We start from the raw sequence: 20,891 nt of genomic DNA, 5'->3' as shown, positions 1-20,891 counted from the left end.
CTCTATGGGAAAGATTTGGTGGAGCAGAGTGAAGATATTCGATAACATCACAAACATGGTGCGCGACGATCTTCGGGCAGAAATTGTGCGCGGCAGCAGGGTGTCCATTGCGGCAGCGTGTTTCTCCATGTACGCGTATCAGGAGCTGCGCGAGCAGCTGGCGTCCGTGGAGGAGTTCCGCTTCCTCTTCACCTCGCCCACATTCATTCGGGAAAAGGCGGCAAAGGAGAAGCGCGAGTTCTACATCCCGCGCATCTCGCGTGAGACGAGCCTTTACGGCACAGAGTTCGAGGTGCGCCTGCGCAACGAGATGACGCAGCGCGCGATCGCGAAGGAGTGCGCGGACTGGATCCGTGCCAAGGCGCGCTTCAAATCCAATACCGGCGGCGAGCAGATGCCAGGCTTCATGATGGTCTCTGCTGGCGAGAAGCAGAGTGTCTATGTCCCAATGAGCGGCTTTACGACCGTGGATCTCGGCTGCGAGCGCGGAAACAACGCCTATAACATCGTGCAGTGCATGGACGAGCCGCAGGCAGCGCAGATGTATATGCGTACCTTCGATGAGCTCTGGAACGACCCTATGCGTATGCAGGACGTGACAAATGCCGTCATTGAGAACATCAGCACCGCCTATGCAGAGCATGCGCCCGAGATGATCTACTTTACAACCCTCTATCACGTATTCAGTGAGTTCCTGGGTGATCTGTCCGAGAACGAGCTGCCGGATGAAAAAGTCGGATTCAAAAAGAGCAAAATATGGAGTATGCTCTACGACTTCCAGCGCGATGCCGTTCTCGCCATCATCAACAAGCTCGAGAAATACAACGGCTGCATCCTCGCGGACAGCGTCGGTCTCGGCAAGACATTTACCGCACTTGCCGTCATGAAATACTATGAGGAGTGCAACAAGAACATCCTCGTCCTGTGCCCGAAAAAGCTCGCGGAGAACTGGAACACCTACAAGGACAACTACGTCAACAATCCCCTTGCAGTGGATCGCCTGAACTACAATGTGCTCTTCCATACCGACCTCTCGCGCAGCCACGGACAGTCAAACGGGCTCGACCTGGATCGGCTGAACTGGGGGAACTATCACCTCGTCGTGATCGACGAGTCGCATAACTTCCGCAACGGCATCGGAACGCACAGCCATACGCAGGAGAACCGCTATCAGCGCCTGATGGAGCGCGTCATCCGCGCCGGCGTTCGGACCAAGGTCCTCATGCTCTCTGCGACGCCGGTCAACAATCGCTTTACCGATCTAAAGAACCAGCTCGCCCTCGCCTACGCGGGGCACGCGGCAAACCTCGACGAGCGCCTCGACACATCGAGGAGCATCGAGGACATCTTTCGGCAGGCACAGAGCGCATTCAACACATGGAGCAAAGAGGAGCCTGGGGAACGCACGACGGACACACTGCTGCGCAAACTCGACTTTGACTTCTTCGAGCTGCTCGACAGCGTTACCATCGCACGCTCGCGCAGACACATCGAGAAATATTATGACACGAGCGCCATTGGCAAATTCCCCGCACGCCTGAAACCCATCTCCCTCCGCCCGCAGCTCACAGATCTGGCGGGCGCGATCAACTATCATGAGATCTACGAGCAGCTCATGCAGCTCACACTCTGCATCTATACGCCGTCGGACTACATCCACCCGAGCAGACGCGACAAATACAAAGACCTCACCCACAACAAGGGAGAGAACCTGACGCAGACAGGGCGCGAGCGCGGCATGCAGCGGCTGATGAGCATCAACCTGCTCAAACGCCTCGAGAGCTCCGTCCACTCGTTCCGTCTGACCCTTGGTAAAATCAAGGCGGGCATCGATACTGCGATCACTGAGATCAACCGCTTCGAGCAGTCCGGCCGCGCGGAGCTCCCTCTGTATGAGATGGAGACATCCGACCTTGATATGGATGATGAGAATACAGAACTCTTTGCCGTCGGTAAAAAGGTACCCGTCGACCTGGCAGACATGGACTGGAAATCATGGCGGAGGGAGCTGAAAAAGGACAGCGAAATACTGGGCGTCCTCACGAAAATGGTGGCGGACATCACCCCTGCACACGATACGAAGCTGCAGGAACTCCTGCGCCTCATCGCGGACAAGATCGAGCACCCCATCAACGAAGGCAATCGCCGTGTTCTCGTCTTTTCGGCATTTTCTGATACAGCGGAGTACCTCTACGAGCACGTCAGTACGTATCTCAAGGAAACATACGGATGCGACACGGCGCTCATCACCGGCTCCATCGACGGGCGCACAACGATCGCGGGCTTTCGCGCAACGCTCAACAACGTACTGACCTGCTTCTCCCCCCTCTCGAAGGGGCGGGACGTACTCATGCCGGGCAGCACGGCGGACATCACCGTCCTGATCGCGACGGACTGCATCTCCGAGGGACAGAACCTGCAGGACTGCGACTACATTGTCAACTACGACATCCACTGGAACCCCGTGCGCATCATCCAGCGGTTTGGGCGCATCGACCGCATCGGCAGTCGGAATGCGTGTATCCAACTCGTGAACTTCTGGCCGGATCTGACCCTCGACGACTACATCAACCTCAAGCCGCGCGTCGAGTCGCGCATGCGGCTCAGCATCATGACCTCTACGGGCGACGATGATCTCATCAACCCAGAGGAAAAGGGCGACCTCGAGTATCGTAAAATGCAGCTGAAACGCCTGCAGGAGGAGGTCGTCGACATCGAGGACATGAACGACGGCATCTCCATCATGGATCTCGGGCTCAACGAATTCCGCCTCGATCTGCTCGCGTATCTGAAGGATCACGGCGATATGGACAAGAAGCCGCGCGGACTGCATGCCGTCGTTCCTGCCACGGATGAGCTCGGCACAGGCGTCATCTTCGTCCTGAAGAACATCCGCAGCAGCCTAGGCGTTGATACACGCAACCGCATTCACCCATTCTATATGGTCTACATCGGGCAGGATGGGACGATCCTCTGTGATTATCAGAATCCAAAGAAGATGCTCGACGATATCCGCCTCCTCTGCCGTGGAAAAAAAGAGCCCATCCGAGCAGTATACGAGCCATTCAACCGTGAGACCAATGATGGGCGTGATATGCACACCGTCTCTGCACTGCTGAACGATGCGATCCACTCCATCATCGACGTAAAGGAGGAGAGCGACATCGACAGCCTCTTCTCTGCGGGTGGAACAAGCGCCCTGCAGAATGACATTGCGGATCTCGACGACTTTGAGCTCATCTGCTTCCTCGTCGTGCGATAGGGAAGCACTGATAAATTCGGCACGACCATCTTGACGCATCTTTTTCGCCCGCTTTTCGTTAGCAAATCCTCCACATAGCCCTCGCTATGCGTCCGGTTTGCTGCCTCAATCGGACAAAAAATCTACGCCAATCTGGCATACCTCATTTTATCAGCGTTTCCCTAGATCGGAGGGAGAATATGCTCGGACTGCCGGCCTCTACGGAATGCAACCGACGGATTCCAAAACAGAAATTTTATGAAAAGAGTGAGCTCAGTCCTGCCCTCAAAAAGGCGTTCAGCGCGCAGATCGCATCCATCCACTGGCGCAACAAGATCGCGCCGGAGGTGTTGAACCTCGCTGCAGGGAAGGAGGTGCAGGAGCTCGAAGTATTCGAGCTGCGTCTGAACGATGGGCAAATTGATGAGGCTGTTCTGCGCCTCATTGACCGAGCGATCCCGTATCACATCCTCTTTGTCCTCGTGTGGGAGGATCGGATGCGCCTTGTTCTTGCATACAAAGAAACACCTGACGCAAAGAGTACAGGCGTGCGGGTGGAGCGGTACTATTACACAGACTGGATGCCTGTGGGGGAGGTAGTTCTGCGCATCGAGGGATTGTCGATGGATGCCGTCTATGAGAACCTCGTCCGCCGGATTGCGGGCGAGGCACTCGGGGATGCACGCACATCGACCCTCCGGGAGAGCGTCGCGGCGCAGGGGCGCAGAGAGCGGATCGAAAAGCAGATTGCTGCGCTCGAGGCGAAGATCCGGCGGGAGAAACAGCCGAAGAGGAAGTTTGAGCTTGTGCAGCAGCTGCGGGTACTACAGACACTAATGTAATCTTTTGAAAATCCTTGGGAGATGACTATATGCCTATACATGTAACTAAACATAAAATTGATCAAGAATGGCGTTCAACCATTAGTAGCCGATATAAAGCTGTAACAAAGGCGTTTAATAGGGTATTTTGGGAAAGTGATAGTGAGACTGCCCACAGCCGATATGTCGGATCGTATGGACGTGGGACGGCAATACAATCAAGTGATCTAGACATTTTGCTTGAGTTGCCTCCAGAAGAATATTTCCGATTTGATAAAACAAAATGGAATGGACAATCACGTCTATTACAGGCTGTGAAACAATCTATTGAAAAACATTATTCACTGAGTGATATTCGAGCAGATGGACAAGTTGTAAAAATTAACTTTTCGGATGGCATGAAGTTTGAGTTATTACCTGCATTTGAGGAGCAGGATTGCTTTGGGGACTTTATTCGTACATATAAATATCCGGACAGCAATATGGGAGGACGATGGAAATCGGCAAACCCCATCGCAGAACAGCAGGCGATGAGTCTCAAAAATGATGACTTGCATACAAGAGGCCTTTTGATTGATACTTGTAAGCACATTCGGTCTATCCGGGATACATTTTTTAAGAGCTATCATCTTTCAGGCATTGTCATAGATGCCTTTGTCTATGATGCAATTGGCGATTGGCATTGGATGCGTGAAGGTGAGACGAGTCAATATCCTCAAGGATCTTATGAGCAAAGATTGCTGAATCACTACAATACGATACAGAGACAGATTCCTTGTCTTTCAGCACCGGGGAGTGTTGCGATCATAGATGCTTCCAGTAGTATGGAGTGCCTTGGAAAGGTCCTGCATAAGATTGCTGATTGAGCGATCTTCAATCATGTAATGGAGATGAAGTTATTGGAGCAGTATCAAGTATTGCTTGATGTAGTCAGGCAGCAATATGCGAGTGTTGTATGGACGCATAAGATTCAGGAAAAACAGGCGGATATATATTTCAAACGATATAATTGTCTTGAGACGGTCAATATCATTTTCGCATCTGCAACATCCTGTGGGATTGTAAGCACCATTTTTTTTGGAGAGTTATGTGCGAAAATCATAACTATGTTTTTGTCCTTTGTGACGCTGGCTATTACAGCATATTATAAGAGTTTTGATCTAAAATCTATTGGATATGGGAATAAAGTGTCTGCAAATGAATTTTTGGTTATTCGAAACAGATTGCTCCGTATTATTGCGGACATACATATCCATAGAAAATCATGTGAAGAAATAGAGGAAGACTTTTCTCGTGTTATGGAAACGCTGGATAATCTATATGCTCACGCGGCACAAACAACGGATGATGCAGTGAAGATGGCGATGAAAGGGCTAAAAGAGCGTGAAGAATATACCTATTCAAATGAAGAGATTGATCGATTTTTACCTTCCCAGCTGCGTGGTCGAATTGATTCATAGCGGAGCATGTATAAGAAAGAATTCATCTCTGCAAAGGTAGGAGAGTTTTGACTTTCTTTGCACTAAGGTTATAGTAAATAGAATGCGATTTTGATGTGAACAGAGATGTGAGCAGAATAGGAGATAGCGCGATGGAGCGGATGAAGATGCACAGTAGGGACAACGTGGTGGCGCATATCGAGGCGGTGGGGCGGCTGTTCCCGAATGCGCTGACGGAGGTCATGCGGGACGGGAAGGTCGTGCAGGCGATCGACTTCGATGTGCTGCGGCAGGAGCTCGCGCGTGAGATCGTGGAGGGGCGCGAGGAGCGCTATGCGTTCACATGGCCGGACAAGCAGCAGGCGATCCTCGCGGCGAATGCGCCGATTGCGGCAACGCTGCGTCCCGTTGTGGAGGACAGTGTCGGGCGGGATGGCAAAGAGGGCGCATTCGACAGCGAAAATCTCTACATCGAGGGGGACAATCTCGATGTGCTGAAGCTGCTCCAAGAGACGTACCTCGGCAAGGTAAAGATGATCTATATCGATCCGCCGTATAATACGGGGAATGATGCCTTTGTGTACGATGATGATTTTGCGATGGCGGATGGGGATTTCTTTGCGGCGAGTAAAGTCTACGATGAAGACGGGAATCGGACGTATGATTTCCGTGCGAACAATGGGAGCAACGGGCGCTTTCACACGGACTGGCTGAATATGATCTATCCGCGTCTTAGAGTGGCGAAGTCTTTGCTCGCGGATGATGGGGTTATCTTTATATCTGTTGATTACAATGAGAATTTCAATATGCGAAAAGTGGCAGATGAAATATTGGGTGAACAATCATTTATTGGTGAAATTTATTGGGAATCGAAAACAAAATCGCAGAACACAAAGACAGCATATAACAAATTACAACCAAAGGCAGAAATGATTCTAGTCTATGCGAAAGATCGGCAGAGGCGATTCCACTTGATTGAAAAAGGTGTAAAGGAATATTCCTTTTCCGACGAGCGAGGTGTGTATCGCGAATACCCTGTCGAGGTGATGAACGCATCAGGAGTACGCGGCAGGGGGTCGATGATTTATGAAATCAGCGACACAGTTTCCACTGTTTTCCCGCCAGCGGGAAAACAGTGGAAACTTGGGCAAGCCCAAGTTGCCACTTACTAAAAAAATGGGGATCTCTTTATTCGGGATGGAAAACCCATCATAAAGATGCGTCCGAATGGAGAGCGTAATGAGACAACTGAACCGTTCTGGGGGTTCTTTGATAAGACAATGGGTACGGCGGAGAGCGCGAAGAAGGAACTTGGTGAATTGATCGAAAATCATGGATTTGAAACAGTAAAGCCCGTTGAAATTATCAAACGACTATGTTTTCATGCAACGGACAAAGATGCTCTCATCCTTGACTTCTTCTCCGGCTCTGCCACAACCGCCCATGCCGTGATGCAGCTGAACGCCGAGGATGGAGGGTCTAGGAAGTTCATTATGGTGCAGCTGCCCGAGGCGACGGACGAGAAGAGCGAGGCAAATCGTGCGGGCTATTGGAATATCTGCGAGATCGGCAAGGAGCGCATCCGCCGTGCGGGGGCGAAGATCGCGGCTGTGGCGGGCGAGGAGGCGGCAGGGCTTGATCTCGGGTTCCGCTGCCTGCGGCTCGATACGAGCAATATGACCGATGTCTACTATGCGCCCGATGCGGTGACGCAGGACGGGCTTTTCGCGCAGGTGGACAATGTCAAGGAGGATCGTACGCCGGAGGATCTGCTCGTTCAGACGATGCTCGATCTCGGGATCCTGCTCTCGGAGCCGATTGCGGTGGAGGAGATCGCGGGCAGACGCGTCTTTAACGTCGCGGACGGCTTCCTCCTCGCATGCTTCGACCGTGATGTGACGGATGAGACGGTGACGGCAATCGCAAAGCGAAAGCCCTACTATGCGGTGTTCCGTGATGCCTCGATGGCGGACGACAGTGCGCTGACGAACTTCGACCAGCTCTTTGCGGCGTACAGCCCCGCAACGGTGCAGCGGGTGCTGTAGTGTAACACCCCTCGGGAAGCGCTATGAATCATTATGAACAGGAGGAGTCATGATGCAAACGTCTGTATTTACCATGGAACAGATTGCTGCAGCGGTGAAACCGCTTGCTGATAAATACCGTGTGAAGGAAATTTATTTGTTTGGTTCGTACGCACGCGGGGAAGCGGACGAGAACAGCGATTTGGATTTTCTTGTTTTTGGTGGAGAAATGTTTCGGCGAACGATGATTTTTGCCTTGGCGGAGGAGCTGCGCGAGGTGCTCAAGAAAAACGTGGATGTTTTTGAAATCGCAGAGGTCAACCCGGACAGTAATTTCTATCAAACGATTATGAAAGAAAAGGTTTTGGTGGCATGAAGTACTCGGATCGGCAAAGGGTTCAAAAGATCTATGACTATGCTGTTCAGTTGCAGGAATATATCCGAAAAAACGACATTGAAAAAGAGGAGTTGCTGACGCAGCTGCCGCTTCAATGGCTTGTCACAACGCCGTTATACAATATGGGAGAGCACTGTTATTATTTGTCCGCAGCGTATAAGGCGAAACATGCTGAAATCTCATGGACGATGATTGCAGGGCTCAGGCATCGCCTTGTGCATGATTATGACGGGACGAACTGGAATATTATTTCAGAGGTTGTTTTTGAGGAGTTGCCCATCCTGATCCAGCAGCTGGAGCGCTGTTTGACAGAATATGAGAATACGGGTGATTGCTGATGAAGTTTCACTTTACGGTGCAGCCGTATCAGACGGATGCGGTGGAGGCGGTTGTCCGTGTGTTCGAGGGGCAGCCGTATGCCGCGCGCACGACGTATCTGCGCGATGTGGGGACGAATGCTGCGCAGGGGAATCTGCTGCCGGTGCAGGAGAGCTATATGAATGCGCCCCTTCTCACGGCGGAGGCGGACGATGGTTTTCGCAATGAGGAGTTGCATCTGACGCAGGGGGAGCTGCTCGCGCATATCCGCAGGGTGCAGAGCGCACGCAATCTCCATCTGTCTGATACGCTCTCCGCGCCGCTCGGTGCGTGTGCGCTGGATGTGGAGATGGAGACGGGCACGGGCAAGACGTATGTCTATATCAAGACGATGTTCGAGCTGAACCGCCGCTATGGCTGGAGCAAGTTCATCGTGGTGGTGCCGAGCATCGCCATCCGCGAGGGCGTAAAGAAGTCCTTCGAAATGACGGCGGAGCATTTCATGGAGCACTATGGGAAGAAGGCGCGGTTCTTCGTCTACAGCAGTGCGAATCTGAATCAGCTGGATGCGTTCTCTGCCGATGCAGGGCTCTCGGTGATGATCATCAACACGCAGGCGTTCGCTGCCTCGCTGAACGAGGAGAAGTCGATCGAGGGACGCGGCGGGAACAAGGAGGCGCGCATCATCTACTCGAAGCGCGATGCGTTCGGCTCGCGTCGTCCGATCGATGTGATCGCGGCGAACCGTCCGATCCTCATTCTCGATGAGCCGCAAAAGATGGGAAAGAAGGGCTCGGTGACGCAGAAAGCACTCGCACAGTTCGCCCCTCTCTTTACGCTGAACTATTCGGCGACGCACGCGGAGCGGCACAATCTCGTCTATGTGCTGGATGCGGTGGATGCCTACAATGCGCGTCTGGTGAAGAAGATCGAGGTGAAGGGGTTCGAGGTGAAGAATCTGCCGGGGACGGGGCGCTATCTCTATCTCGCGGAGATCGTACTCTCGCCGAAGGTGCCACCGCGTGCGCGGATCGAGTTCGAGGTGGCGCAAAAGGGCGGGGTGCGGCGCACGCTGCGCATTGTTTCTAAGGGGGACAATCTCTGCCATCTCTCGGGCGGAATGGCGCAGTACGAGGGCTATGTGGTAGAGCACATCGATGCCGCTGCGGGGACGGTGCTTTTCCTGAACGGTACAACGCTCCATACGGGAGATGTGCAGGGCGACGTATCGGAGGCGGATCTCCGGCGGGTGCAGATCCGTGAGACGATTGTCTCGCATTTTGAGAAGGAGCAGCGGCTTTTCGCACGCGGGATCAAGACGCTCTCGCTGTTCTTCATCGACGAGGTGGCGAAGTACCGTCAGTACGATGCAGACGGAAATGCCGTGCTTGGGGAGTACGGGCAGATCTTCGAGGAGGAGTACCGCGCGGTGATGAACGAAAACCGCGATATTTTTGACCCTGCGTATATGAAATATCTGGACGATGTGCCTGTGGAGAAGGTACACACAGGGTATTTCAGCATTGACAAGAAGACGGGACGTGCGGTGGACAGCAGTCTCAGGCGCGGCTCGGATCTGTCGGACGATATTTCGGCGTATGATCTGATCCTGAAGGATAAGGAGCGGCTGCTCTCGTTCGATGAGCCGACGCGCGTGATTTTCTCCCACTCGGCGCTGCGCGAGGGGTGGGACAATCCGAATGTGTTCCAGATCTGTACGCTCAAGCATGCGGCGAGTGTGACGGCAAAGCGGCAGGAGGTCGGCAGAGGTCTGCGTCTCGCGGTCGATCAGACGGGCCAGCGGATGGATCGGACGGTGCTGGGAGATGCGGTGCATGAGGTGAATGTGCTGACGGTGATCGCGAGCGAGAGCTATGCGGGATTTGTCGGCGATCTGCAAAAGCAGATGGAGGCGGAGCTGTACGATCGTCCGAAGGCGGCGACGGAGGCGTACTTCAAGGGGAAGACGGTGCAGTCGGCGGATGGTACGGCGATGGAGCTGGATGAGAAGGCGGCGCGGGTGATCTATAAATATCTCCTGCAACATGACTATATCGACGATGACGGGCATGTGACGGAGGACTATCGCACGGCACTTGCGGCGGGGACGCTCGCGCCTCTGCCTAAGGCTCTCATGCCCATGACGGAAGGGGTTCATCGCCTCGTGCAGGCAATCTATGACGAGAGTGTGCTGCGCACGATGATTTCGGATGCGGGGGCGACGAAGACACCGGAGAATAAGCTGAACGAGCGATTTTATCGGAAAGAGTTTCAGGAACTTTGGAAGAGGATCAATCACAAGTACGCCTATACGGTCTCATTTGACACGAGACAACTCGTACGGGCGGCCATCGACCATATCAACGCCGAGCTGCGTGTCAGCCGTCTCCAATACACGATCACCTATGGCAGTCAGCAGACGGATCTGGATGTGGGCATGGTGGCAGACGGCACGAGCTTTGCCTACGGCAAGAGTCGGACGAGCACGCTGAAACGCGCACAGGGGTCTGCGGTGACGTATGATCTGATCGGGCGTATTGCGGCGGGGACGACACTCACGCGGCGCACGGTCGTAGAGATTTTGCAGGGGATTAAGGCCGAGGTGTTTGCAGGCTACCGCTGCAATCCTGAGGAGTTTATCCGTACGGTGACGCGGCTCATCCTCGAGCAGAAAGCGACACGCATCGTCGATCACATCGAGTACAATACGATCGAGGGCAGCTACGATGCGAGTATCTTTGCGACGGAGAAGCGGCCCTACACCGAGGCATACGAGGCGGAGAAGGCGATTCAGAACTATGTGTTCACGGACGGCAATGTGGAGAGGAGATTTGCCCAGGATCTCGACGGCGGGAACGAGGTGCTGATCTATGCGAAACTGCCGCGCGGGTTCGCCATCCCGACGCCGGTCGGAAGTTATGCGCCGGATTGGGCGATTGTCTTTCGCGAGGGGAAGGTGCGTCACATCTACTTCGTCGCGGAGACGAAGGGAACGCTCTCCTCGCTCCAGCTTCGTCCGATTGAGGAGGCAAAAATAGCGTGTGCGAAGAAGCTGTTTGAAAAGCTGCATAGTGACTGCGTGATCTACGAGCATGTGAATGATTTCCAGACGCTGCTCAACCGCGTGATGAAGTGAGGTGCGCTGCAGCGTTGCTGCGTGCGGTGCTATCACGGAGGACATGGGACGAACGGGGATGCGAACGATACGATTTTGAACGAATAGAGAGGGGACATCATGACTGTATATAGAAAATTTTTTGGTACGATGCTTCTCGCCGCAGTCCTGCTCGTCGGACTCTTTGCCCTACAGCCCGCCCATGCCGCACAGATGGAGCAGCAGTCTGTGACGAAGGTGCTGAACTACATGGAGGGTGACTGGTACGATGCAGACGGCAACCGTGTCCTGCAGATCGGGGGCGGCTATATCAATGGATGCCGTGTGCTTGCAGCGTATGACTTTGCAGGTGCCAGCTCATATGGAGCGGGACGGTTTGACATCCTTGAGAGCACGGGAAGCCGCAGTCTCTATCTCACATGGGACATTCGCCATGCGGACACGGACAGCATCAAGCTGAACGACCATCAGATGCTGCACCGTACCGCAAGACCGCCGTTCAACGAGTCTGTCGCGGGTATTCACCTCGGCATGACCTCGGCGGAGGTGACGGCGGTGCTCGGCGCGCCCCCGCAGACGGGGGATCTGCGCCCCTATGTGGGAACGTACGGATGGTACTACCCCGACCTGCGCATCGCCGTCACATTTGACGCCGATACCATCGACCGGATCCTCCTGCTGCGGGGCAGCCGCGCGGTGCTGGAGCATTCGAGACTGAACTGCGAGAACGCGCCGTATGAGTTCGCACAGGCATATCAGATGAAGCGCGTCCCCAAAATCAACTATGATGACAGATACTCAGGCAGTGGATGCTATGGCATCGGCGGCGAGGAATACCTCTCATTCGGCAATCGCATGGAGTACGTCATGCTGAGTAAGTATTGGAACTAATAGGGTGGCAGATCAGGGGGATTGCACGATCCCCCTTGTTTTTACGATTGCGGAATATGTTATAATAGAAGAAAACAAAGAGAGTGTTTCTCATGCTGTGCGCGGCAAAGGAGGTGCATCATGCAGCGGCGATATATTTTTACGGGACTGGTGCTTGCTTTGTTGGTCGGTGTATTCTTCTACCTCCGCGCCGAGCAGCGGACACAGATCGACTTCGAGCAGGTGGAGCCGATCCCGGGGTACAAGATGGAGATGCGGGAACCGCCGCTGCGGGTGGCGATGATCTCGGTGCTGAACCACGCGCGTACGGAGGGCTATCAGAGTCAGATGGTGCGCAGCCTCGGGCGGCTGCTCGGGCGGCCGGTGCTGCTCCTGCATCGCCGCAGCTACGCCGAGATCAATCAGCTGCTGGCGAAGGGAGATGCGGATGTAGCGTTCCTGTCGAGCGGTGCCTATATGGTGTATGGAAAAAAGGAGGATGTGCGTCTCTTGGCGATGCCCGAGCGGAGCGGGGCGAACTACTATTTCTCGTATGTGATTGTCCCGCGTGCAAGCACCATAGAATCGCTTGCGGAGCTGCGCGGGCGGCGGTTCGTCTATGTGGACCCGATGAGCTACTCGGGCTATCTTGAGCTGCGCGCACATCTGCGGAAAATGGGCGAGGATCCCGAGCGGTTCTTTCGCTCCTCCTACTTCACCTACAGCCACGACGACTCGCTGCGTGCGGTGGCGGACGGTCTGGTGGATGGCGGTGTGATTGCGAGCCTGACGTATGACTACTATCAGGAATATGCGCCCGCGATGCTGGAGCAGGTGCGGATTGTACAGGTGCTTCCGGGGAGCGGGATGGGGCCTGTGGTGGCGCGGCGCGATCTGAGGGAGGCGGATGCGGTGCAGGAGATCCTGCTGCATCTGGACAGAGATCCGGAGGCAAAGGAGGCGATGGAGCAGCTGCTCATCGATCGCTTCGTACCGCCGCAGCCGGAGCTCTATCCGCGGTTCTCGCCGGAAGAGGGGATCTGATGCAGTACTTTGCAAAACTCCGCATTGCGGGCAAGCTGACGGTGATCGTGATGGGGATTGTGCTGCTCTTCGCCATTCTCTCGGGTGCGCTCATGCTCGTCACGCTGTCCGACATCATGCGTGCGTCACTGGAGCGGCGTGGGCTGAGCGTGGCGGCAGAGGTGGCGGAGCTCAGCAGCGACGCGCTGCAGACAGGAAATCTCTTTGCGCTCGAGGAGCTGATCCACACAGAGAAGCGCAACAATGACTTTGTATCGTATATCTTTTTGCTGGACACAGACGGACGTGTGATGGCACATACCTTTTCAAAGGGGATGCCGCTGCATCTGCGCGAGCTGCACGGGGCGGGCGGCGCAGAGCCGGAGGTGCTGCGCGTGGACACGAGCCTCGGGAAGATCCAGGACATCCGCTGGCCGATCGAGGGCGGTGCGCTTGGCGCGGTTCGCGTCGGTGTGAGCGAGGATGCGCTGCGGGAGCTGTTGGTCTCCAATGTGCTGAAAATGCTCGGGATAACGCTGGTCATCCTGCTCCTCGCGGCGATGCTGATCTTTCGCTTGTCGGAGATCCTGACGCGTCCGCTTCATCATCTGATGGAACGTGCGGAGCATATCTCCAAAGGGCATTTCTCGGGGCGTGCGATCACGTTCCCTGCGACGGATGAGATCGGGCGTCTGGCGAATGCGATGAACGATATGGAGCGGCATCTGCGCGAGGGTGCGCAGGAGCGCAGCCGTCTCCTGCGGCACATCATCACGGCGCAGGAGGAGGAGCGCAAGCGGATCGCAATGGAGCTGCACGACGAGAGCGGGCAGACGCTGACGGCACTGCTCTTTTCCCTGCGTGCGCTCGCGAACGAGACGGACGATGAAAATATGCAGAAGGCGCTGCTCGCGATCCGTGACGAGACGGCGGATACGCTCGCGCGGCTGCGGAATCTCGCGGTGGAGCTGCGCCCTCCAGCACTGGATGAGCTGGGGATCGAGGCGGCACTTGAGAAGCTGGTCGCGGACTATCGGCGCAAGCACGCGGTGGACATCGAGCTCGTCTGCGCGGTCGAGACGGTGCCCGGCGACGTGGAGAGTCTGGCGGTCTATCGGATTGTGCAGGAGTGCCTGACGAACATCGTGCGGCATTCCCACGCGACGCGGGCACAAATTCGCCTGAGAGCAGAGGAGCGCATCGTGCTCTATGTCAAGGACAACGGCGATGGCATCACACAGGAGCGCATCCGTGCGGCGCGGCGGGAGAACCACATGGGGATCTACGGGATCGCGGAGCGCGTGCGCCTGCTCGCGGGGCGCATGGAGCTCTCCGCAGAGCTGCCAGAGTGGACGACGGTCTATCGCATTGAGCTGCGTGGAAGGGGAGGGCTGACGGATGAATCTGATGATTGTGGATGACCATTTGCTGATCCGCGCGGGGATGAAGCTGCTGCTCAAAAACACGTCCGCCTATACGGTGACGGCGGAGGCGGAGAGCGGCGAGGAGGCACTGCGGCTGCTGGCGGCGCAGCCGATCGACCTCGTGATCATGGACATCTCGATGCCGGGGATGGGCGGGCTCGCCTGCATCCGTGAGATTCGCGCGCGCTATCCTGCAGTGAAGATTCTCGTGCTGAGCATGCACGAGGATGAGGAGTATATCTACAAGGCGATGCAGTACGGGGCGATGGGCTATCTGCCCAAGACCTCGGCGGACAACGAGCTGTTCGATGCGCTGCAGGCACTTTCGCAGGGACGGCGTTACCTCAGCCCGAATGCACAGCAGTCACTTATGGACATCATGTTCCGCCCCGCAGAGGAGGCAGCGGATGATCCGCGCAGCGTGCTCACCGCGCGGGAGCAAGAGGTCTTTGACGAGCTGATCCACGGGTATACGATCACGGAGATTGCAGAGCGGCTGCATCTCAGTGTAAAGACAGTGGACACACATAAGAAACATATCTACGAGAAACTCCACTGCAGTCGGCGCAGCGAGCTTGTCACGCTCGCCCTACGGAACGGGCTTTTGCAGTAGCGTGACCTATTCAAAAGAACCCCACATCGGATTTTTTCTGATGTGGGGTTCTGTATTTCTGATGGAAAAATGGGGAGAAATCCGAGGGAAAAACAGAACTTTGCCGATGGTCGGGCAATGCTGCATTCGCTATACTGCAGATAGCATAAATTTCACAAAGGAGATGAATTCATATGTCAATTTTTTCACCGGCACCGCACATTGAGCGGCTGCCCGCCGACCAGATTGACGAGCGGTACAAGTCACTCCGACGGCAGGTCTTTCTCGGGACGTTCATCGGGTATGCGACCTTCTACCTGATTCGCAAGAACTTCAGTCTCGCGATGCCCTATATGATTCAGGACTACGGCTACTCCAAGGCGGATCTTGGCATCGTCCTGACTATGCTTTCGGTTGCATACGGCGTGAGCAAGTTCGTCATGGGCAACATCTCGGATCGCTCGAATCCGAAGTATTTTGCCACGCTGGGCCTCCTGCTCAGTGCGCTCGTGACGCTCGCGTTCGGCGTTGTGCCGGGGGTTATGACGAGCATTCCGATCATGTGCGCCCTGAGCTTCATGAACGGATGGTTCCAGGGGATGGGCTACCCGCCGTATGCAAAGTCCATGGTGACGTGGTTCTCCCAGACCGAGCGCGGCGCGTGGTGGTCGTGGTGGAACGTCTCGCACAACCTCGGCGGTGGGCTGATCGCACCGCTGGCGACGGCAGGTATCGCCCTCTTTGGCACATGGAACAGTATCTTCTTCTTCCCTGCGCTGATCTCCATCGTCCTCGCCTTCATCACCTTCTTCCTCCTGCGTGACACGCCGCAGTCCTGCGGTCTGCCGCCGATCGAGGAGTACAAGCACGACTACCCGAAGGAGCACGGTGCTGTCATGGAAAAGCAGATGACGGCAAAGGAAGTTCTGATGAAGTACATCATCAAGAACAAGCTGCTCTGGTACCTCGCGATCGCGAACATCTTCGTCTACTTCATCCGCTACGGCGTTGTCGACTGGGCGCCGACGTATCTCGCGGCGGTCAAGGGCTTCTCCAAGGAGAGCTCGCGCTGGGCGTACTTCCTCTACGAGTGGGCGGGCATCCCGGGCATGCTCGTGAGCGGCTACCTCAGTGACCGTGTGTTCCGCGGACGGCGTGCGCCTGCGACGATGATCTTTATGACGCTCGTCATCATCGCGATCCTCGTCTACTGGTTCAATCCGCCCGGCAATGTCCTCGTGGATAACCTCGCGCTGATCGCAATCGGCTTCCTCATCTACGGGCCGGTCATGATGATCGGTCTGCAGGCGGCGGACATGGTGCCGCGTGTCGCAACGGGCGGCGCGACCGGCCTCACGGGTCTCATGGGCTACATCGTCGGCTCTGCGTTCGCGGGTGTCTACATGGGCTTCGTCGTTGATCACTTCGGCTGGACGGGCGGCTTCATCAGCCTCCTCGCCTCCTGCGTCCTCTCGATCTTCTTCCTCTTCATGACCATGGGCGGGAAGAAAGCAGCGGAATAAAGGAATCGTTACATTCCCATATAAAAATCCCGTCGCGTTCGGTATGTTCCGAATGCGGCGGGATTTTGTGTATATGAGGATTATCTCCCCTGCACGTCTCTCACGTAGACGCAGCGGCAGAGCAGGGCGGCGACACCGGCAATCGCCGCGCCGATGTAGCCGATGTGGGCGAGGTGACCGTCCCCCGCCGCGAGCCCGCCGAGGTACGTTCCGCTGCCGATGCCGAGGTTGAAGATGCCCGAGTAGATCGCCGTTGCAACGGTCGATGCGTCGCGCGGGACCGTGGCGAGAACTTCCGCCTGGAACATCGTGTTGTAGAGCGTTGCGAGTACCCCGAGCAGCATCGTGAGCACGATCATCGTGCCGACGGAGATGGATGCCGCCTGCCAGAGGAAGAGCAGAACCGCGACCCCGACAAGGCACCAGCGCAGCAGGAAAAAGCGGCGCTTTCCATACATTTTGGAGAAAACGAGGCTCGCGAGGATGCCGCTGACCCCGAGCAGCATGAGCGTGACCGTAATCAGATCGGGCGAGAACGCCGCGACATTGTGCAGGAACGGCTCGATGTAGCTGTACGTCGTGAAGTACGCCGTCGCAAAGAGTGCCGTCATGATGTAAATGCACGCGAGCGCAGGCTGACGGACGAGCGACGGCAGTTCGCCGATGGTGAAGCCCTCTCCCGGTGCCCGTTTCGGCAGGAGAATCCCGAGATAGACAAACGCAATGACGGCGACCACGGCGAGCAGCAGGAACGTCATGCGCCACCCCGCCGCGAGACCGATCACGCGCCCGAGCGGCAGCCCGACAATCGTCGCGACGGAGCTGCTCGTCACGATCATGCCGAGTGCCATCGGGCGATGCTCGCGCGTCACGAGCCGCGTCGCAAGCGGTGCGGCAATCGACCAGAAAATCGAGTGTGCGCAGGCGACGATGATGCGTGCGCCGAGCAGCACATCATAGCTCGTCGCGAGCCCCGAGACGAGCTGCCCGAGGCCAAAGAGCGCGACCATCAGCAGAAGGAGCCGTTTCAGCTCCATGCGGCAGGTCAGCAGCATGAGCGGCAGCGAGAGCAGAGCAACTACCCACGCATAGATCGTAATCATCTGCCCCGTCGCCGCCTCCGTCATGGAGAACGACTCCGAGATATCGATGAGCAGCGCAATCGGTATGAACTCGGATGTGTTAAAGATAAATGCGGCAATCGTAATGCCGAGCAGCGCCATATATTGGCGCAATGGAATCCCCATAGAAAACCTCCCCGTCTGTGTAGATCCTTTCTTTCATTATAGATACGGGGAGGGAGAAAATGCAAGAAAAAAGTTTGCTCTACGAGGTGCGCAGCTTACGCAGCCTCGTTCTCCTCGGCCAAGTCCACCTCACGCAGCATCGACGCCTCCATCAGATTTACAATGCGGTCGGGGAGCTTGTACTGGATGCCGCCGCCCAGGCGACCGAACCACGGCGCGATCTTCCCTTTCTGCACACCGTCGATGGGCCGCTCAACGCAGTAGACGTGGAAGTCGCCCTCACTCGTCGTGCTCGGCAGTGCCCGCTGCTCGAACGTCATGCCGTCCGGTGAGACATACCGTCCCGTCGGCTTCCCGTAGCGCGTCAGCACATCGCCCGAGGGGAGCGTGACCGTCACAATCAAGCCGACCGCGCCGTCGTTGCTCGGGTAGATCGGGCGACCGTCGTCGGCGTAAAACCGCGCCTCACCCTTTTTGCCCGGGGTATAGGCGACACCCTGCTCTGCCGCGAGCCCTGCAATGAATTCATCTGTCGGCGGGGCGAAGTTGTAGTACATCTGCCAGTAGCGCGGCTCGGTCTGTGCCTCCTGTGTCGCAGCGGCGGGCGTGCCGATGGCGAGCGATGCGTCCTGTGCACTCGGCGCACCGAGCAGGGCACTCAGTGCGAAGAGTGCGGCGGCAATGATGCGGATGGGGAATCGGGTCGTCATGGGACTTCTCCTTTCCGAAACGTCAAACAATTCGATATTTATATCATATTACATCAATAAAAAATTTGTCAAGCTGTCATTTACTACAGTACCTTTTGTCGTATTTTCGACTATAATAGAGGAAGGGAATTACGGATCAATTCAGCGATTCCCTGAGGGACTGTTTTATCCGTGATTCCCAAGAACAGTACACAAATTATTTTTCGATAAGGAGGAATCATCATGGCGTTCTGTGAAAACTGTGGAAATCAGCTGAATGCGGGGGAGCGGTTCTGTACGAACTGCGGCACGCAGGTCGCGGCCGCTCCGCCCCGTCCCGCCGCACCTCCCGCAGATCCTGCACCGCCGCCGCGCACAGCACAGCAGGAGACCCCGCCGCCGACGCATTCGATGGGAGCTGCTGCGGGCAGCATGGGCGCTGCAGCCGGAGGAGCCGTCGGGGGAGCGATGGGAGGAGGCACGGGCGGACAGCCGCCGCAGATGCAGAACCCGCCGATGGAGCAGATGCCGTACCAAGCGGCACAGCAGCAGACAGGCGCATACGGCGGTGTTGCGGCGGGACAGCCACCCTCGGCGGAGAGCATCAAGGATATGTTCTTCAGCTATCGTGGACGCCTCAACCGCAAACCGTTTATCCTGCGCGGCCTTCTGCTGAGTGTCCTCTCGTCGGTGATGTCGACAGTCATGACGGAAATGACGGAAGCCTCCTCTACGGTGATGCATTTGCTCGCGCTGCTGCCGCTCATCCTCATGGTGGTTTTCAGCGTTGGCACCTTTATGCTCATCATCCGCCGTTGGCATGATCTGGGCAAGAGCGGCTGGCTCTCCCTGCTCATGCTGATTCCGCTGTTGAACTTCTTGGTTCTGATCTTCCTCTGGGTGAAAAAGGGGACGGACGGCCCGAACGCATACGGCGACGACCCACTGGCATAGCTGTCCGCACTAATGACAAGGGCTGCTGCACGAAGTTTTCCAGCTTCATGCAGCAGCCTCTTTTTGTGTTTCTAGGGAATCGCTGATAAAATGAAGTCTGTCGGATTGGTACAGATTTTTTGTCCTGTCAAGGAGACAAACCGGACGCATAGCAAAGGCTATGTGGAGGATTTGTCGACACAGACAGGGCGAAAAAGATGTGCTAAGACGGCGGTGCTGAATTTATCAGTGCTTCCCTAGCGCGCATTGCGCAGACAGCTCCCGAAGTAGCGCGCGAGATTTTGCTCCAACGCGGCGACATCCTTTTCGTTCGATGAGGAGCCGGGATTATCCGCGAGCGTCGCCGCCCAGTCGTTCGGACCCTTCAGCGTAAAGAACGCGACAAAGACCGCCCGTGTCCTATCCGTTTCGTTCGGCGGCAGGTAGTAGAATGTGATCTTGCGCCCGTACAGCGCGGAGAGGACCGTGCCGTCCCCGTTTGGACGGTACAGCGCGTGGAGTGCCTTACAGACCGCCGCTAGATCCGCGCCGCGTGCGCCGTCCGTGACGAAGATAAAGTCCCCCTCGTCAAAGAGCGAGACCTCCCGATCGAGGTGTTTGCGTTTTGCTCCCGAATGAATCAGTGCCTCCGCCTCCTCGGTGGTCGCGGCGCGAAAGCCGTATTCCTCCGCCACGTGCCCAATCGCTGCATTCAGATGTGCGGCATAGCCCGTCGCATACTGAAAGAACGCGTTCGTGTCCCGCTCCGCACCGGGGCGTGGGAGCGTCGGGCGGCGGACGACCGCGTTGCAGGAAAACGTGAAATCATTCGCCGTGTCGCGCAGGACGTAGATGCGTCGCTCGAACGGCTTCTCCTTCTCGATCTCTGTCTCCTCCCAAACGAGCTGCGGCTTGCAGGCAGCAAACTCCTCCTCCACCATCGAGATCACATCGTCCGGTGTATACGGATCGCTGCCCTCTGTCGCCAGCGTTGATGAGCAGCCGGAGAGAAGGGCGGTGCAGAGGAGGGCGAGGATGCCCCACGGACGCATTTGTCTGACATATGTCTTCATCGCAATTTCCTTACAAAAAGAGCCGCCCCCTCGGACGGCTCTGCATTTTCTATGGAGCGGGCGATGGGAGTCGAACCCACCTCTAAAGCTTGGGAAGCTTTCATTCTACCGATGAACTACGCCCGCGAACGGTCCTATGATAGCAGATTTGGCAGCGTTTGT

The 20,891-nt window shown here is 56.2% G+C and carries 19 protein-coding genes, 1 tRNA gene and 1 pseudogene; 16 read left to right on the top strand and 5 right to left on the bottom strand.

All coding sequences use genetic code 11. The features are described 5' to 3' along the window. The first annotated feature begins 28 nt into the window (after window positions 1-28). On the top strand, window positions 29-3,262 hold the full coding sequence (locus tag HMPREF9334_RS04695; RefSeq protein WP_156792910.1) for a helicase-related protein: 3,234 nt from the start codon (window positions 29-31) through the stop codon (window positions 3,260-3,262). Here HMPREF9334_RS04695 and HMPREF9334_RS12515 read toward each other — a convergent pair. Then, window positions 3,262-3,384 (bottom strand): annotated as a pseudogene (locus tag HMPREF9334_RS12515) (secretion protein HlyD); the annotation flags it as partial. The gene HMPREF9334_RS04695 and the pseudogene HMPREF9334_RS12515 sit on opposite strands and share 1 nt — an antisense overlap. A 57-nt stretch (window positions 3,385-3,441) precedes the next feature. Between HMPREF9334_RS12515 and HMPREF9334_RS04690 the strand changes: the two are divergent. The 13 genes from HMPREF9334_RS04690 (at window position 3,442) to glpT (ending at window position 16,787) form a co-directional block, all read left to right on the top strand. Continuing rightward, window positions 3,442-4,083 (top strand): DUF4391 domain-containing protein, encoded by a 642-nt coding sequence (locus HMPREF9334_RS04690; RefSeq protein WP_006692354.1) that lies wholly within the window; start codon window positions 3,442-3,444, stop codon window positions 4,081-4,083. A 29-nt stretch (window positions 4,084-4,112) separates the two neighbouring features. Further along, window positions 4,113-4,928, top strand: coding sequence for an SMODS domain-containing nucleotidyltransferase (locus tag HMPREF9334_RS04685; RefSeq protein ID WP_050803410.1), 816 nt, complete (start codon window positions 4,113-4,115; stop codon window positions 4,926-4,928). 18 nt (window positions 4,929-4,946) lie between these two features. Next, the gene (locus HMPREF9334_RS04680) at window positions 4,947-5,522 is read left to right on the top strand and encodes an SLATT domain-containing protein (RefSeq protein ID WP_039957296.1); all 576 of its coding nucleotides are present in this window, start codon (window positions 4,947-4,949) and stop codon (window positions 5,520-5,522) included. Window positions 5,523-5,653: 131 nt separating this feature from the next. Then, window positions 5,654-6,673, top strand: coding sequence for a site-specific DNA-methyltransferase (locus HMPREF9334_RS12375; RefSeq protein ID WP_006692351.1), 1,020 nt, complete (start codon window positions 5,654-5,656; stop codon window positions 6,671-6,673). A gap of 45 nt (window positions 6,674-6,718) precedes the next feature. Beyond that, on the top strand, window positions 6,719-7,546 hold the full coding sequence (locus tag HMPREF9334_RS12370) for a DNA methyltransferase (RefSeq protein WP_006692350.1): 828 nt from the start codon (window positions 6,719-6,721) through the stop codon (window positions 7,544-7,546). A 49-nt stretch (window positions 7,547-7,595) separates the two neighbouring features. Beyond that, window positions 7,596-7,901 carry a nucleotidyltransferase family protein gene (locus tag HMPREF9334_RS04670; RefSeq protein WP_039957294.1) on the top strand — a complete coding sequence of 102 codons (306 nt, stop codon included), beginning with the start codon at window positions 7,596-7,598 and terminating at the stop codon, window positions 7,899-7,901. Next, complete coding sequence (locus HMPREF9334_RS04665; protein WP_006692348.1) at window positions 7,898-8,260, top strand: HepT-like ribonuclease domain-containing protein; 363 nt, start codon at window positions 7,898-7,900, stop codon at window positions 8,258-8,260. Before HMPREF9334_RS04670 ends, HMPREF9334_RS04665 begins: the two co-directional genes overlap by 4 nt. Further along, entirely contained in the window at window positions 8,260-11,376 is a 3,117-nt protein-coding gene (locus HMPREF9334_RS04660) for a type III restriction-modification system endonuclease (protein WP_006692347.1), read from the top strand. The genes HMPREF9334_RS04665 and HMPREF9334_RS04660 overlap by 1 nt, the downstream gene beginning before the upstream one ends. A gap of 99 nt (window positions 11,377-11,475) precedes the next feature. Next, the gene (locus tag HMPREF9334_RS04655; RefSeq protein ID WP_006692346.1) at window positions 11,476-12,246 is read left to right on the top strand and encodes a hypothetical protein; all 771 of its coding nucleotides are present in this window, start codon (window positions 11,476-11,478) and stop codon (window positions 12,244-12,246) included. A 120-nt stretch (window positions 12,247-12,366) separates the two neighbouring features. After that, window positions 12,367-13,269, top strand: coding sequence for a substrate-binding domain-containing protein (locus HMPREF9334_RS04650; RefSeq protein ID WP_006692345.1), 903 nt, complete (start codon window positions 12,367-12,369; stop codon window positions 13,267-13,269). Next, entirely contained in the window at window positions 13,269-14,669 is a 1,401-nt protein-coding gene (locus HMPREF9334_RS04645; protein WP_006692344.1) for a sensor histidine kinase, read from the top strand. Before HMPREF9334_RS04650 ends, HMPREF9334_RS04645 begins: the two co-directional genes overlap by 1 nt. After that, window positions 14,647-15,285: a response regulator gene (locus HMPREF9334_RS04640; protein WP_006692343.1), complete on the top strand. Its 639-nt coding sequence runs from the start codon at window positions 14,647-14,649 to the stop codon at window positions 15,283-15,285. The genes HMPREF9334_RS04645 and HMPREF9334_RS04640 overlap by 23 nt, the downstream gene beginning before the upstream one ends. Window positions 15,286-15,458: 173 nt before the next feature. Then, window positions 15,459-16,787 carry a glycerol-3-phosphate transporter gene (gene glpT, locus HMPREF9334_RS04635; protein WP_006692342.1) on the top strand — a complete coding sequence of 443 codons (1,329 nt, stop codon included), beginning with the start codon at window positions 15,459-15,461 and terminating at the stop codon, window positions 16,785-16,787. A gap of 80 nt (window positions 16,788-16,867) precedes the next feature. Here the strand turns inward: glpT and HMPREF9334_RS04630 are convergent, their stop codons facing one another. Both HMPREF9334_RS04630 and HMPREF9334_RS04625 read right to left on the bottom strand, forming a co-directional pair. Then, window positions 16,868-18,034: an MFS transporter gene (locus HMPREF9334_RS04630; protein WP_006692341.1), complete on the bottom strand. Its 1,167-nt coding sequence runs from the start codon at window positions 18,032-18,034 to the stop codon at window positions 16,868-16,870. A 95-nt stretch (window positions 18,035-18,129) separates the two neighbouring features. Next, complete coding sequence (locus tag HMPREF9334_RS04625) at window positions 18,130-18,744, bottom strand: TNT domain-containing protein (RefSeq protein ID WP_006692340.1); 615 nt, start codon at window positions 18,742-18,744, stop codon at window positions 18,130-18,132. A gap of 222 nt (window positions 18,745-18,966) precedes the next feature. Here HMPREF9334_RS04625 and HMPREF9334_RS11990 point away from each other — a divergent pair, with 222 nt between their 5' ends. After that, a complete protein-coding gene (locus tag HMPREF9334_RS11990) occupies window positions 18,967-19,677 on the top strand; it encodes a DUF805 domain-containing protein (protein WP_050803408.1) in 711 nt (236 codons plus the stop codon). 90 nt (window positions 19,678-19,767) lie between these two features. Continuing rightward, complete coding sequence (locus HMPREF9334_RS12510) at window positions 19,768-19,917, top strand: hypothetical protein (RefSeq protein ID WP_006692338.1); 150 nt, start codon at window positions 19,768-19,770, stop codon at window positions 19,915-19,917. Here the strand turns inward: HMPREF9334_RS12510 and HMPREF9334_RS04615 are convergent. Then, complete coding sequence (locus HMPREF9334_RS04615; protein WP_006692337.1) at window positions 19,914-20,729, bottom strand: hypothetical protein; 816 nt, start codon at window positions 20,727-20,729, stop codon at window positions 19,914-19,916. The genes HMPREF9334_RS12510 and HMPREF9334_RS04615 overlap by 4 nt on opposite strands. 52 nt (window positions 20,730-20,781) lie before the next feature. Further along, window positions 20,782-20,855 (bottom strand) — tRNA-Gly (locus HMPREF9334_RS04610). Window positions 20,856-20,891: the final 36 nt, after the last annotated feature.

It is taken from the genome of Centipeda infelix ATCC 43532 (assembly GCF_000234095.1).
Taxonomy (GTDB): Bacteria; Bacillota; Negativicutes; order Selenomonadales; family Selenomonadaceae; genus Centipeda; species Centipeda infelix.
This window is presented reverse-complemented; position numbering and strand designations above follow the sequence as displayed.

Bases quoted from the DNA above. Each gene is read 5' to 3' on its own strand.
- HMPREF9334_RS04690 (WP_006692354.1), top strand. From the start codon at position 3,442: ATGCTCGGACTGCCGGCCTCTACGGAATGCAACCGACGGATTCCAAAA.
- HMPREF9334_RS04685 (WP_050803410.1), top strand. From the start codon at position 4,113: ATGCCTATACATGTAACTAAACATAAAATTGATCAAGAATGGCGTTCA.
- HMPREF9334_RS04680 (WP_039957296.1), top strand. From the start codon at position 4,947: ATGGAGATGAAGTTATTGGAGCAGTATCAAGTATTGCTTGATGTAGTC.
- HMPREF9334_RS12375 (WP_006692351.1), top strand. From the start codon at position 5,654: ATGGAGCGGATGAAGATGCACAGTAGGGACAACGTGGTGGCGCATATC.
- HMPREF9334_RS12370 (WP_006692350.1), top strand. From the start codon at position 6,719: ATGCGTCCGAATGGAGAGCGTAATGAGACAACTGAACCGTTCTGGGGG.
- HMPREF9334_RS04670 (WP_039957294.1), top strand. From the start codon at position 7,596: ATGATGCAAACGTCTGTATTTACCATGGAACAGATTGCTGCAGCGGTG.
- HMPREF9334_RS04665 (WP_006692348.1), top strand. From the start codon at position 7,898: ATGAAGTACTCGGATCGGCAAAGGGTTCAAAAGATCTATGACTATGCT.
- HMPREF9334_RS04660 (WP_006692347.1), top strand. From the start codon at position 8,260: ATGAAGTTTCACTTTACGGTGCAGCCGTATCAGACGGATGCGGTGGAG.
- HMPREF9334_RS04655 (WP_006692346.1), top strand. From the start codon at position 11,476: ATGACTGTATATAGAAAATTTTTTGGTACGATGCTTCTCGCCGCAGTC.
- HMPREF9334_RS04650 (WP_006692345.1), top strand. From the start codon at position 12,367: ATGCAGCGGCGATATATTTTTACGGGACTGGTGCTTGCTTTGTTGGTC.
- HMPREF9334_RS04645 (WP_006692344.1), top strand. From the start codon at position 13,269: ATGCAGTACTTTGCAAAACTCCGCATTGCGGGCAAGCTGACGGTGATC.
- HMPREF9334_RS04640 (WP_006692343.1), top strand. From the start codon at position 14,647: ATGAATCTGATGATTGTGGATGACCATTTGCTGATCCGCGCGGGGATG.
- glpT (WP_006692342.1), top strand. From the start codon at position 15,459: ATGTCAATTTTTTCACCGGCACCGCACATTGAGCGGCTGCCCGCCGAC.
- HMPREF9334_RS04630 (WP_006692341.1), bottom strand. From the start codon at position 18,034: ATGGGGATTCCATTGCGCCAATATATGGCGCTGCTCGGCATTACGATT.
- HMPREF9334_RS04625 (WP_006692340.1), bottom strand. From the start codon at position 18,744: ATGACGACCCGATTCCCCATCCGCATCATTGCCGCCGCACTCTTCGCA.
- HMPREF9334_RS11990 (WP_050803408.1), top strand. From the start codon at position 18,967: ATGGCGTTCTGTGAAAACTGTGGAAATCAGCTGAATGCGGGGGAGCGG.
- HMPREF9334_RS12510 (WP_006692338.1), top strand. From the start codon at position 19,768: ATGAAGTCTGTCGGATTGGTACAGATTTTTTGTCCTGTCAAGGAGACA.
- HMPREF9334_RS04615 (WP_006692337.1), bottom strand. From the start codon at position 20,729: ATGAAGACATATGTCAGACAAATGCGTCCGTGGGGCATCCTCGCCCTC.